This window comes from Lysinibacter cavernae (assembly GCF_011758565.1).
GTDB classification, from domain to species: Bacteria; Actinomycetota; Actinomycetes; order Actinomycetales; family Microbacteriaceae; genus Lysinibacter; species Lysinibacter cavernae.
In genome coordinates, this window is the sequence record NZ_JAAMOX010000002.1 from 931,398 (window position 1) to 944,005 (window position 12,608).

The window sequence follows — 12,608 nt, forward strand, 5'->3', positions numbered from 1 at the left end:
CCAATAGATGAGCGACAACCGGGCCGTGCGACCAGGTAAACCTACCCCGGCAGCGTGCCGAGGCCGTCAACCTTCGGAATAGCCGCGAGCAGGCGCTGCGTGTATGCATCCTGTGGATGTGACCACACGTCGTTGACCGGACCGCGTTCCACGATCTTGCCCTTGCTCATCACTGCTACGTCGTCCGCGATGATGCGAACCACCGCGAGGTCGTGACTGATGAACAGCAGCGACGCCCCAGACTCAAGCGCCAGCTTGCGCATGAGGGTTGCGATCTTCGCCTGCAGGCTCGCGTCAAGCGAGGCAATGGGCTCGTCGCCGATAAGGAGTTCTGGCCCTGAGGCGATCGCGCGCGCGATCGCGATGCGCTGCCGTTGCCCGCCAGAGAACTGGTGTGGGAAACGGCTCTGCGCCTCGGCGGGCAGCTCAACCTCTTCGAGGAGGTTGGCGACGCTCCACGTAGTTTTATCAGGGTTGATACGCAGACCATCGGCGATCTGGCTCCCGATGGTGCGGCGCGGGTTAAGCGACGCATACGGGTTCTGGAACACCATTTGGATGCGCATCTGGTCGGCTGGGCGCTTGCGCATCCCGAGCTTCGTGATGGGCACGTCGCCGTAGTGGATGCTGCCGGAACTGATGGGTTCGAGGCCACACACGGCCCGCGCAAGCGTTGACTTGCCGCAGCCTGATTCACCTACGAGCCCAACCACCTGGCGCGGTTGCACCTCAAGGTTGACCTCGTTGACGGCGGTGAGCTTGCCTCGCCCAGGCAGCCGGTACGTGACCGAGAGCTTGTCGAGCGTCAGTAGTGCCTTGCTCATCGGCTTTCCTCCTTGCGCTCTTCCGGGTCTTCCATGATCTTCGCGCCAAGCAGCTCGTCGTTCAGCGACGGTGACTCGTCACGAATCACCGGGACGAGCTCGACGGCATCCAACAGCGAAGAATCCACCGAAGCCGGATCAACATAGTCGTCATCCTCAGAACGCTCACGGGGGAGCGCGTCGATGAGTGCCTTGGTGTAGTCGTGCTGCGGGTTGGTCAGGATGCTGTAGCGGTCGCCCTCTTCAACAATGAGCCCCTGCCGCATGATCGAGATGCGATCCGCGAGGCTCGACATAACGCCGAGGTCGTGGGTCACGAGCATGATTGCGAGGTCAAGGTCATCACAGAGCGTGCGCAGCAGCCGGAGGATGCCTGCCTGCACCGTGACGTCGAGCGCAGTGGTTGGCTCGTCGGCGATGAGAATTGACGGCTCGCAGATCACGGCAACCGCGATCGCGATGCGCTGCAGCTGCCCGCCAGAGAACTGGTGAGGGTATTTGCGCAGCGCCGCCTCCGGATGTGGCACCTGCACAAGTTTCAGCACTTCGAGCGCGCGGGCAGAAGCCGCCTTTCTGCTCAGGCGCTTGTGCACGCGGAGGTGATCGGTGAGCTGACCCTCGATGTTGATCATCGGGTGCAGACTCGCGGTCGGGTCCTGGAACACCATCGCGATCTCTTTGCCGCGCAGCTGGTTCATCTGCCGCTCAGGCAGCTTCAACAGGTTGCGGCCACCAAAGTCGATGCTTCCGCCCGTGCGGGCGTTTTCGGGGAGGATGCCACAAATGGCAAGTCCCGTCATCGACTTTCCCGAACCAGATTCGCCGGCAAGCCCGGTGATCTGGCCAGGGATGAGCTCGAGGTCGATCCCGTGAATGATCTGCTTCGGTTCTTTCATGGTTCCGAGCGTCACCTCAAGGTTCTTGATGCTGAGGCCTGTTTTGGTCTCGGTCACATTGCCCTCCCCTGAACGGCATCCGCGGTGTGCGGATCGAGCGAGTCGCGTAGCGAGTCACCGATGAAGTTGAACGCCATAACCACCGTGAAGATGGCAAGGCCTGGGAATGCGGAGATCCACCACGAGGAGAACTGCTGCACACCATCCGAAACCATCGCGCCCCAGTCTGGGGTTGGTGGCACGGCGCCGAGTCCAAGGAACGAGAGGCCTGCGAGGAGCAAGATTGCCGTTCCTACGTCAAGCATCGCGAGGACAAATACCGGCGAGATGACGTTTGGCAGCACATCGCGGCGAAGCGACGTGAACGGTCCGTTGCCAAGCAGCCGCCCTGCGACAACGTACTCCTGGTTGCGGGCGGTCATCACGAGTGAGCGAGTCACACGCGCATAGGCCGGCCACGACACAATGAGCATCGCAATCACCGCGTTGGTGAGGCTGGGCCCGAGGGCCGCGGCAATCACCATGGCGAGGATGATCGTTGGGAACGCAAACACGAGGTCGGCGATACGCATGATGACCTCATCCACTGCCTTGCCAAAGTACCCGGCAATCGCGCCGAGTACCCCACCAAGGATCATGGATGCCGCAACGAGCATGAGCGCAAGCGGCAGCGAAATGCTGGCGCCGCTGAGTACGCGCGAGAACACGTCTCGGCCTACCTGGTCGGTGCCAAACAGGTGCTCGGCGCTTGGCGGCTGCAGGCGCGGGAAATCCTGGGCAAGCGGGTTGAAGGGAACGATCCACTGCGAGAAGATCGCGATGAGTACCCAGGCGAGCGCAATGACCATTCCCGTAATGGCGAGTGGCGTGCGGAACGACGGTGAAATCTTGATCCAACGGCGCCGTTTGGCGCGGGTGGCTAGGACGTCTGTGGTCATGAGACCCTCACTCTCGGGTCGATAACGCCGTAGAGCACATCAACCAGGAAGTTCAGGCCGATGTACACAACGCCGACGACAAGACCAACGCCCATAATCGCGGGCAAATCAAGTTTGGTTGCGGCCGAGAACGAGTATTCGCCAAGGCCGTGCCAGGAATAGACCTTCTCGACAAGCACCGTTCCAGAAAGGAGCGAACCAAAGGCGAGCCCAAGCACCGTAATAATCGGTACGAGCGCACCGCGCAGCACGTAGCCAAGAACAACCTTGCGCTTCGGAAGGCCCTTTGCTCGAGCTGCTTTGACGTAGTCCATATCAAGCACTTCCATGACGGCAGAACGCGCGAAGCGGGTCAGGAGGCCAATCGTGTAGAGCGCGAGCACGGATGCCGGCAGGATCAGGTGGTACACGGCATCGCCAAACGTCGACCATTGGCCGGCGAGCAGCGAGTCGACCGTATATAGGCCTGTTACTTGCGGCGGAGGCATTGCTGCCGGTGAGAGTCGGCCAGAGCCGGGGAACCAACCGAGCAAGAAGAAGAACACGTAGTAGACCACGAGAGCGAGCCAAAACGTTGGCCAAGAGAGGCCGATGAGGCTCACGACGCGGATGACCTGGTCGGTGAACTTGCGGCGCTTCATAGCTGCCCACAGGCCGAGGCCGATACCGATGAGTGCCGAGAATACGATGGCGCTCAGGGCAAGCTCGATTGTGGCTGGGAATGCTTTTGCGAGTTCCTCTGCAACCGGCTGGCGGGTCTGGGTTGATGTGCCGAGGTCGCCCTGGAGCACGTTGCCGAGGTACGTGATGTACTGAACGGGCAGTGGCTTGTCGAGGCCGTTTTCGGCACGGAACTTTGCGACGATCTCTGGGTTCGCCGCTGCCTGCTCGCCGAGAGCGGCTTGCACTGGATCAGCGGGAACCAGGTTCGTGAGGGTGAACGTCACGATAGTGACGCCCAACATGAGGAGCGCAGTCAAGCCGAGGCGGATAGCGAGGTAACGCACCAGCGGCGGGATGCCCCGCCGTGGTGCGTTACCTGTAGTTACCGCTACAGCGACGGTGTCGTTACTTGATGAGGGCAAGGTCAACTGTCCACACGGGGTTGGTGATCACTGACGAAACCGTCGGCGAGGTAACCACGTTCTGAGCAGGCTGCAGCAGCGGAATGAAGGGGCCCGTCGCGTTGAGCGACTTCTGGAACTCTTCGTACGCCGCGGCACGTGCGTCGCCGGTTGCCGCCTTTGCGGCATCCGCGAGGGTCGTGACGGCTGGGTCGCCGTCTGCAGGCCATCCGGCGCGGAGACCAACAAGCTCACCAGGTGCGAAGACGAGGTAGTTTGAGGGGTCCGGGAAGTCGGGGCCCCAGTACCAGAGACCAATGGTCTCCTTGCCGTCGCGGTACGCGTCGAGCTCGGTGGCAACCGGTGCCGGTGCGAGTTCAATCGTGATTCCGGCCTCGGCAAGCTGTGCCTGTGCTGCTTCTGCAACGCTCTGGAGCGAAAGTCCCTGGACGGTGATGTCGTTGGGGAAGTTCAGCGTGATCTTCTCGCCCTTATAGGTCGACTCTGAGAGTGCCTTCTTCGCTGCGTCGAGGTCGCGGGCGTTGCCTTCCTTTGCGTCAAGCGCGCCTACGAAGATCGATGGGATAACTCCGCCGGGCTGTACTGAGCCCTTTCCTGCCATATCAACGATCTTGTCGTAGTCGATGGCGTTCTTGACGGCTTCCATGAACTTCGGGTCGCTCGTGACCGTGCTGATGGCAGGGTCTTGGTTCATGAGCAGGAAGATCATGTAACGCGAGGGGTTGCTGATGACCTTGACGTCAGCGCTTCCGAGCTCGGCTACCTGGTCGGGGTTGAGGTCGAGAGCAACTTGCGACTCACCCTTTTCTACGTTGAGCTTCTGGGTTGGGCCGGCAACGTTGCGAAGAACAACGCGGTCGTAAGCCGGCTTGTCGCCTGCATAGTTCGGGTTTGATGTGAAGACAACCTCGGCTGCCGCGTCAAACGACTCGAGCATGTATGGTCCAGAACCCGCGGACTCCGTGTTGAGGAAGCCTTCCGCAGCGTCGGACTCGGTGTTCGATCCGCCGTTTGCTTCAACAACTTCCTGGTTGACAACGCCGAGTGCAGGGTTGGGGAGGATGAAGGGAAGGGCAGGGTTTGGCTCTGCAGAGGTGAGCGTGAGTGTGTCGTCGCCGGTCTTAGCAACGGTCACTCCGTCAAGCAGGAAGGAAGGGTTTCCCTTTACTCCCTGAACGCGCTCGAGCGAGAAGACTGCGTCGTCAACGGTCACATCGGAACCGTCGGAGAACTTTGAGTCGCCCTTCATGGTGAGGGTCATGACCGTGTTGTCGGCGTTCATCTCGTAGCTTGCGAGGCCGTCAACTGGCGTCGTAACGTCTTCGCCGTCAAAGCTGAGAAGCGTCTCGTAGAGTGACTTGGCTACGATCGAGCCGGTCGTTTCGTACTGACGGTTTGGGTCAGCGGTTTTCAGGTCGAAAGATGCATCGACAACGAGTGATTTGCCGTCTCCGCCTCCCGAATTTGATGGGCTATTTGAGCCTGCGCAGGCGGTTGCAAAGAGCACTGTTGCTGTGAGTGCGCTTGCGACGCCGAGGCTACGCCTTAGGGACTTCTTCATCTGGGCCTCCATGTACTATCCGAATTGGATAACTATGTACAGAAGTTACGATAGCTGGAATTATTGTGTCAACTGCGGGAAAATATCAGTTAGTTTTGTCTTGGAAACCTCCAAAAAAGAAGCAATTTGTCCAACAATATTGACAAAACGTACCACTAATGCGGACGATCGGCTGGAACTATGAAAATTGACTCGACGAATATCGCCATGATTGACCTGCTTCGGAGGCAAGGTCGCATCTCGATCGCGGCGATTAGTGAGCAGCTCGGCATCTCTCGCTCCAATGCGTATGCCCGATATGAGTGGCTCGTTAGCAGCGGTGTGATTACGTCGTTCCATGCCCGCATCAACCCGGAAAAGGTCGGCTTGAACATCTCAGCCCTCGTGTTTGTGACCCTTGAGCAGGCGCTCTGGACCGAGTTTCGTGAGCAACTCGCCACGGTCGAGGAGCTTGAGTACTTTGCCGTCACAACCGGGCAGCACGACGCCATGCTGACCATCAGGGCGACAAGCGTTGCGGCCATCCATGAGCTCGTGTCGCTGCGCCTGGCGAAGTGGCCCTCAATTAAGGCGACGGAAACGGTCTTCCTGATGGACGAACAGACCAAATACGTGACGCTGCCAAGCGATCCGTACGTCGACGAGGACGACTTGCTTGGCGGCGACGCTGGCCAGCGCTACGGCATGACGCGCTTCATTCGTACAAAAGACGAGTCGATGGCGCAGTACGCGGGTGGCGACGCTACGGCTGAGTAATTTCTTGGCAGACGCTGAATTCGTCTTTGCCCGGAGTGAATTGGTAAAACTCGGTGAGGCGGAGGGCCCCGTCACTCGCCCTCGAGATGACCGACGTTGCCGAGCCGCTTCGGAGGCTTTGGTCTGTTGAGCGGTGGGTAAAGAAGATGGTCGCGGTGTCGCCGGTGCGCTGGCCCGCGAAGCGCCCAGTGAGAACCGTGTCCCCCGTGTAGTCGCCCCAAAGAACGCCGTTTTCCTCGAAGTAGCGGAAGACGGTTGGCGCGTTGGGGTCAACGGCGCTTGTGGTTGAGGAGACCATTGCGAAGCTCAGCCCGTTGAGTGACGCCGCCTCCCGTGCTCCATCGATGAGCTCGTCGTTGATGGCGGCTTGTTGATTGCTCACGGTTCTCCTCGGTTGTTTTGGGATTCCACGGAATGATTTACACAACCGTTACCAAAATTGTGCGCTGTAATATGTGCAATGTTATATGGTTTAGCCAGTGTCACGCGGGTTTCCGTGCGGAGACCTTTTGTCCTACAGAGAGGTAGTAAACAAATGAAACGACCCAAAATGCTGGTGATATCGCTTGTCGCGGCCACGGCTTTGACCCTGACCGGATGCAGCGGGGGACTGCTCGGCGGCGGCTCGTCAGACGAAGACGGTCCAATCAAGTTCGGAATGCTCGCGCCTCTCACCGGCTCAGAAGCTGCTGTTGGCCCCTTCATGAAGAACGGCGCACAGATGGCAGTTGACGAAATCAACGAGGCCGGTGGAGTGCTCGGGCGTCAGATTGAGCTCGACGTGCAAGACGAGGCGTGCGACCCGGTCGCCGCGGTAGCTGCCGCGAACAAGGTAGTGAGCAACGGGGCCGTTGTGTCCGTCGGAGGCTACTGCTCCGGCGCGACCCTGCCAACGCTTCCGGTCTTTGAAAAGGCCAACATCCCCATGCTCATCCCAGCAGCCAACTCAGAGGACCTCGTCAACGAGGGGCTCAAGAACGTGTTCATGGTCAATGCGACAGGCTCACAGCAGGCTGACGCCGCCGCAAAGTACATCGAGAAGGTAGGCGCAAAGAACGTCGCCATCATTGATGACACCACAAGCTACTCGACCGACATCGCAAAGGCGACGGCCGAGCTCCTGAAAGAAAAGGGTGTCGAGGTTCAGTCGAGCTCGGTAACCCCAGGTGAGAGTGACTACTCCTCAGCAGTGAATAAGGCCCTGAGCATTACGCCAGACTTCATCTACTGGACCGGATACTTCCAAGAGGGTGGCCTCATCCTCAACCAGGTTCGCCAGGCTGGCTACACCAACCCCTACATGGTTGGAGACGGAAGTGTCTCGCCGACGCTGATCGAGATCGCCGGTGCGGATGTTGCCGAAGGCGCGCTCGCAACCATGACGCAGACCCCAGACACCATCAAGGGTGCAGAAGACTGGATCGCGAACTACACCGAGCAGTTCGGCTCCGAGCCGGGACCATACTCAACGCAGTCGTATGACGCTGTTCGCATCGCGGCCCACGCGATCGAAGAAGCAGGATCGACCGACGGCGACAAGATCATCGAAGCGCTTGAGGCAATCGACGGCTTCGAAATCTTCTCCGGTCCGTTGAAGTTCACCGACCGTCACACCCTGAGCGTAGGTGGCTTCCAGATTCTCGTTGTTGAGAACGGCGCCTTCGTGCTCAAGGACAACCTCCAGTAGTCGTGAGTTGGTGCCGTTCCCGCAAGCAATGCGCGCGGGGATGGCACCTCCTTTCGGGTAACACCACGACCAAGGAGTAACATGCTACAACTCATTTGGGACGGGCTCTTTGTGGGGTCCTTCTATGCGCTCATCGCGCTCGGCTATTCGATGGTCTACGGAATCATCAAGCTGCTCAACTTTGCTCACGGCGACCTCTACATGCTTGGAGCCTTCATCGGCTTCACCACGTTGACCGCCATGGGAGGCGTGACGGCATCCATGTCGATCGTCGCGCTGCTCATCACCATGATGGTCTCGATGCTGCTCACCGGTGGTATGGGTGTTTTCATCGAGCGGGTCGCCTACCGGCCGCTTCGCAACTCGCCACGGCTCGCGGTACTCATCACCGCCGTTGGCGCGTCGTTCACGCTCGAGTACTCAGTCGCGGCAATCGCCGGACCGAATCCGCGAGTCTTCCCGATTCGGCTCGAAAGCGACACCCTCAACTTCTTTGGCGCTCGCATCACCATCGCCCAGTTGGTGCTGGTTGGCATTGCCATCCTGCTGATGGTGGCGCTCAACGCGTACATCACACGCAGCTCGGTTGGTCGTGCCATGCGGGCAATCGCGCTCGACCCAAAGGGCGCACTGCTCATGGGTATCAACGTGAACTCTGTCATCGCACGCACATTCTTCATCGGTTCAGCCCTCGCCGGTGCCGCCGGTGTCATGGCCGGTGCGTACTACGGCAAGATCGAGTTCCTCATGGGATTTGTGATCGGGCTGAAGGCCTTCACCGCCGCTGTGATCGGTGGCATTGGCAACATCAAGGGGGCAATGCTCGGCGGCATGCTGCTTGGGCTGCTTGAAGCGTTTGGCTCCCACTTCCTCGGCGGCGAATGGCGTGACGTCTTCACGTTCTCCGTCCTCATCCTGTTCCTGTCGCTAAAACCAACAGGAATATTAGGCGAACGCGTTACGGAAAGGGTGTAGCTATGTTTGCAAAGCTGAAACAACAGAGCTTCGCCGGGAAGGCGAGCGACGGGAATCCGCTCACTCGGCTGCTCAACAGCAAATACATGGGATGGGTCGGCCTCGGCATCGCCCTCGTTGCACCACTCATTATTGCCACCAACTACGCGTTGAATATCATGACAACAGCACTCATCTTTGTGCTGCTGGCAGCGGGCCTTAACATCGTGGTTGGCTACTGCGGACTGCTCGACCTCGGGTATGTCGCGTTTATGGCCGTCGGGGCATATACGGCGGGAATCATCGCAAAATCCTTTGAACTCCCGCTGCTCTTCACCGTCCCAGCGGTGATGGTGATGACTATTCTTGCCGGTCTTATCATCGGAGCGCCGACGCTGCGGCTCAGAAGCGACTACCTCGCAATCGTGACGCTCGGCTTCGGTGAGATCATTCGCATCACCGCGAACAACCTCACGATTACGGGCGGCCCGTCGGGAATCTACGGGATCCCTGGCTTCTCCATCGGTGACCTCGATCTCGATCAGCCGGTGATTTTCTACTACATCACCGCCATCGTGGTTTCGTTGCTGGTCTTGGCCGCAGCCCGACTCTCCAAGTCGCGCCTCGGACGAGCCTGGCGATGCATCCGTGAAGATGAAGATGCCGCAGAGGCTATGGGCATTCACACCTACAAGGTCAAACTGCTTGCCTACATTTTTGGTGCCGTCTGGGGTGGACTCGCAGGCGTGCTGTTTGCGGCGCACCTCTCGGCGGTCTCACCAAAGAGCTTTGTGTTCCTGCAGTCGGCGCTCATCCTGATGGCCGTTGTGCTCGGTGGAATGGGAAACATGAAGGGTGTTGTGGTTGGTGCGGTATTTATCAGCCTCATGCCGGAGATCTTCCGCGACCTCTCCGAATACCGGTACGTCTTCTTCGGTCTGCTGCTCATCGTCGTGATGATCATTCGCCCACAGGGGGTTTGGCCAACGCGAAATAGAGAACCCGAGCGAATGGAAGACGTCATGGACGCCAAAATAGTGCAGGAGGCCAGAGCATGACCGAACGCAACGTACTGCTTGAGGTCAAAGACCTGAAGATCCAGTTTGGTGGGGTGAAAGCCGTTGACGGCCTGAGCTTTACCGTGCACGAACAAGAAATCGTCTCGGTGATCGGGCCAAACGGTGCGGGTAAGACGAGCGCGTTTAACTGCATCAGTGGGTTCTATAAGCCGACCTCGGGCAACATCATCCTGCAGGGAACCGACATCACCGGATGGCGAACGGCCAACATCGCAAAGGCCGGAATCGCGCGCACGTTCCAGAACCTGAGGCTCTTCCCAGACCTCACGGTGCTCGACAACGTTCGCGCTGGGATGCATCTCTATGGCGGGCAGAACTTCCTCGACGCGATCCTGCACACGCCCCGCTTCAAACGGAACGAAAGGTTCCTCACGGACGAGGCGCATCGCTGGCTCGACTTTGTCGGCTATGAAGGACCCCGCGGCGTCTCTGTCAGCAACCTCGCCTACGGCCAGCAGCGACTGGTCGAAATCGCGAGGGCGCTCGCCCGCAAGACGCCGCTCATCCTGCTCGACGAACCGGGTGCCGGCCTCAACCACGGAGAAAAAGCGCAGCTGCTTGACCTCGTGCGACGCATCCAAGCCCTCGGCATGGCCGTTGTGCTCATTGAGCACGACATGGGGCTCGTTATGGAGGTGTCAGAGCGCATCGTTGTGCTCAACTTCGGAAAGGAAATCGCCGACGGGCTTCCCGCCGATATTAAAGCGAACCCTGCCGTTATCGAGGCCTACCTCGGGAGAGACGACGACGAAGAAGAAGCGGCACAGATTGCGGCGGATGCCACACAGTTTGGCATCGGCACGAGCGCAATCCGAACGCAGAAACCTCGCAAGGAAGGGAAGGAGTAGTCATGGCAATGCTTGAATTTACCGACGTTGACGTGCACTACGGCCAGGTGCAGGCGCTCAGAGGCATCTCGCTGAGCGTCGAAGAGGGCGAGATCGTTGCGCTGCTTGGCAACAACGGTGCCGGCAAATCGACGACCCTTTCCGCGGCGAGTGGCCTCGCGCATCCATCAGCGGGCACGATCACCTTCAACGGCAAAGACATTAGCCAGGGGAAGCCCTGGGATATCGTTGCCGACGGGCTCGTGCACGTTCCTGAGGGGCGGCGCATCTTCAGCACGCTTTCGGTGCTTGAGAACCTGCAGATCGGCGGGTTCCTTGTTAAGGACAAGACGCTGATCAATAAGCGGATGAAGCGCGTGTTTGAGCTGCTCCCCCTGCTGGAACAACGCAAATCGCAGCAGGGCGGAACGCTCTCCGGCGGCGAGCAGCAAATGCTTGCCATCGGGCGCGCGCTCATCGCTGGACCAAAGATGCTCATGCTCGACGAGCCATCCATGGGCCTCGCTCCCCTCATTGTGACCGCCGTCATGGAGGTCATCCGTGAGGTGAACGAACAAGGCACAACAGTGCTGCTCGTTGAGCAGAACGCTCGCGCAGCGCTCAAAGTGACGCACCGCGGGTACGTTCTCGAAAACGGTGTGACAACCGTGACGGGTACGGCTGCAGAGCTCATCAACGACCCAAGAATCGTTGAGGCCTACCTCGGCGCGTAGCCAGGAGCCAAAAATGTCACAGGGACTGTTGGGGCCAAAGTGTCGCGTTGTCGGCGGTTTGGCCCCAATAATCCAAACTTTTGTCTTCATAATGTGGCAGGTGCTGTCGCCAATCGTCGTATGATCGATACGGAGTTGTTGGCATGGCGAGCGATTCGTTGCCAGCGCCCAACCCATCTGTCGTACTCGGACAATCTGTCCACAAGGTCTTCGGCTCCCCCCTCGTATTGTGAAAGTTCACCACATGTCGCTCTCATCGTTATCACCACTTCCGAAGCAGCCAAGTCTGCGTGAAACCATTACCAACACGTTGCGCGCGGCAATCGTGACGGGCGAAATGGCGCCAAACGAGGTCTATTCGGCACCGGCGTTGAGCAAGCGGTTTGGGGTATCAGCGACACCCGTTCGCGAAGCAATGCTCGACCTCATCTCGGAAGGACTCGTGGCACCAGAGCCAAATAAGGGCTTCAGGGTGACCGCAATCTCAGATGACGATCTCGACGATCTCACCTCGCTCCGTTTGCTCATCGAGCCACGCGCGACCCGTTCGGTTGTAAACCTCATCCCAACAGAAGACCTGCCGATGCTGCGTGGACTGGCCGACCGAATCATTGAAAGCTCCCAACACTCAGACCTCACCGAATACGTTCAAGCCGACACCAAATTCCACCTCACCCTCATGGGGTATACGGGCAACCAGCGCCTCGTGGCGCTCGTTTCGAGCCTCCGTTCGCAGACGCGCCTGTTTGGGCTGACGACCCTCGTGCAAAAGGGGCTGCTCCCCGCATCCGCCGCCGAGCACCACGAACTCATCGAGCTCATCGAGCAGCGTGATGAGGATGCAGTAGAAGAACTCATGGCCCGCCACATCGGCCACGTCCGAGGCATTTGGGCTGCACCAACCCCGTAAACGTCGTTTTGTGAAGGGCCTTCCGTCGTGTTGACGGTGGGCCCTTTTTTGTTTTTTGGTGGGTGGTTGGTGGTGCTTGGGCTGGGCTGCTTCGAATGGGGGGGGGTGTCGCCTGGGCTGGGCTGCTTCTGCTGTGTGATTTGATGCCGATTGGCTGGGTTGCTTCTGCTGTGTGGGTTGGTGCCGCTTGCGCTGGGTTCGTTCTGCTGCATGGGTTCAGCGAGGACGGCCCGGGGAGGATGCGAGCAAGCCGGCATACCCATCCCATCCCATCCCAACCCAACCCCATCTCCCCCTATCCAGCCCCCACCTCCAGCCCAGAGCCTTCTAATCTGTTCGCCCCAAAGTCCGGCATTT

13 protein-coding genes are annotated in these 12,608 nt (G+C 59.3%); 7 read left to right on the forward strand and 6 right to left on the reverse strand.

Translation table 11 applies throughout. The features are described 5' to 3' along the window. Positions 1 to 41: 41 nt before the first annotated feature. Genes FHX76_RS13490 through FHX76_RS13510 form a run of 5 tightly spaced genes read right to left on the reverse strand, consistent with a single transcriptional unit; the run spans position 42 to position 5,304 of the window. The gene (locus FHX76_RS13490) at positions 42 to 824 is read right to left on the reverse strand and encodes an ABC transporter ATP-binding protein (protein ID WP_167151425.1); all 783 of its coding nucleotides are present in this window, start codon (positions 822 to 824) and stop codon (positions 42 to 44) included. Beyond that, complete coding sequence (locus FHX76_RS13495; RefSeq protein ID WP_341777955.1) at positions 821 to 1,777, reverse strand: ABC transporter ATP-binding protein; 957 nt, start codon at positions 1,775 to 1,777, stop codon at positions 821 to 823. The genes FHX76_RS13490 and FHX76_RS13495 overlap by 4 nt, the downstream gene beginning before the upstream one ends. Then, the gene (locus tag FHX76_RS13500; RefSeq protein WP_167151427.1) at positions 1,774 to 2,658 is read right to left on the reverse strand and encodes an ABC transporter permease; all 885 of its coding nucleotides are present in this window, start codon (positions 2,656 to 2,658) and stop codon (positions 1,774 to 1,776) included. The genes FHX76_RS13495 and FHX76_RS13500 overlap by 4 nt, the downstream gene beginning before the upstream one ends. Continuing rightward, positions 2,655 to 3,743 (reverse strand): ABC transporter permease, encoded by a 1,089-nt coding sequence (locus FHX76_RS13505; RefSeq protein WP_243848799.1) that lies wholly within the window; start codon positions 3,741 to 3,743, stop codon positions 2,655 to 2,657. The genes FHX76_RS13500 and FHX76_RS13505 overlap by 4 nt, the downstream gene beginning before the upstream one ends. Continuing rightward, on the reverse strand, positions 3,727 to 5,304 hold the full coding sequence (locus FHX76_RS13510; RefSeq protein WP_208402678.1) for an ABC transporter substrate-binding protein: 1,578 nt from the start codon (positions 5,302 to 5,304) through the stop codon (positions 3,727 to 3,729). The genes FHX76_RS13505 and FHX76_RS13510 overlap by 17 nt, the downstream gene beginning before the upstream one ends. Positions 5,305 to 5,484: 180 nt before the next feature. On the opposite strand from FHX76_RS13510, the gene FHX76_RS13515 reads away from it, so the two are divergent. Next, a complete protein-coding gene (locus tag FHX76_RS13515; protein WP_167151431.1) occupies positions 5,485 to 6,060 on the forward strand; it encodes an Lrp/AsnC family transcriptional regulator in 576 nt (191 codons plus the stop codon). On the opposite strand, the gene FHX76_RS13520 is transcribed toward FHX76_RS13515, so the two are convergent. Then, positions 6,047 to 6,442, reverse strand: a complete 396-nt coding sequence (locus FHX76_RS13520) for an avidin-fold protein (RefSeq protein WP_208402679.1) — start codon at positions 6,440 to 6,442, stop codon at positions 6,047 to 6,049. The two genes, FHX76_RS13515 and FHX76_RS13520, sit on opposite strands and share 14 nt — an antisense overlap. 153 nt (positions 6,443 to 6,595) lie before the next feature. On the opposite strand from FHX76_RS13520, the gene FHX76_RS13525 reads away from it, so the two are divergent. The 6 genes from FHX76_RS13525 (at position 6,596) to FHX76_RS13550 (ending at position 12,251) form a co-directional block, all read left to right on the forward strand. After that, positions 6,596 to 7,747: a branched-chain amino acid ABC transporter substrate-binding protein gene (locus FHX76_RS13525; RefSeq protein ID WP_167151433.1), complete on the forward strand. Its 1,152-nt coding sequence runs from the start codon at positions 6,596 to 6,598 to the stop codon at positions 7,745 to 7,747. An 81-nt stretch (positions 7,748 to 7,828) separates the two neighbouring features. Then, positions 7,829 to 8,722: a branched-chain amino acid ABC transporter permease gene (locus FHX76_RS13530; protein WP_167151435.1), complete on the forward strand. Its 894-nt coding sequence runs from the start codon at positions 7,829 to 7,831 to the stop codon at positions 8,720 to 8,722. Positions 8,723 to 8,724: 2 nt separating this feature from the next. Further along, on the forward strand, positions 8,725 to 9,759 hold the full coding sequence (locus FHX76_RS13535) for a branched-chain amino acid ABC transporter permease (RefSeq protein ID WP_167151437.1): 1,035 nt from the start codon (positions 8,725 to 8,727) through the stop codon (positions 9,757 to 9,759). Continuing rightward, complete coding sequence (locus FHX76_RS13540) at positions 9,756 to 10,628, forward strand: ABC transporter ATP-binding protein (protein WP_167151439.1); 873 nt, start codon at positions 9,756 to 9,758, stop codon at positions 10,626 to 10,628. Before FHX76_RS13535 ends, FHX76_RS13540 begins: the two co-directional genes overlap by 4 nt. A 2-nt stretch (positions 10,629 to 10,630) precedes the next feature. Continuing rightward, the gene (locus FHX76_RS13545; RefSeq protein WP_167151441.1) at positions 10,631 to 11,341 is read left to right on the forward strand and encodes an ABC transporter ATP-binding protein; all 711 of its coding nucleotides are present in this window, start codon (positions 10,631 to 10,633) and stop codon (positions 11,339 to 11,341) included. 244 nt (positions 11,342 to 11,585) lie between these two features. Next, a complete protein-coding gene (locus FHX76_RS13550; protein WP_167151443.1) occupies positions 11,586 to 12,251 on the forward strand; it encodes a GntR family transcriptional regulator in 666 nt (221 codons plus the stop codon). The last annotated feature ends 357 nt before the right edge of the window (positions 12,252 to 12,608 follow it).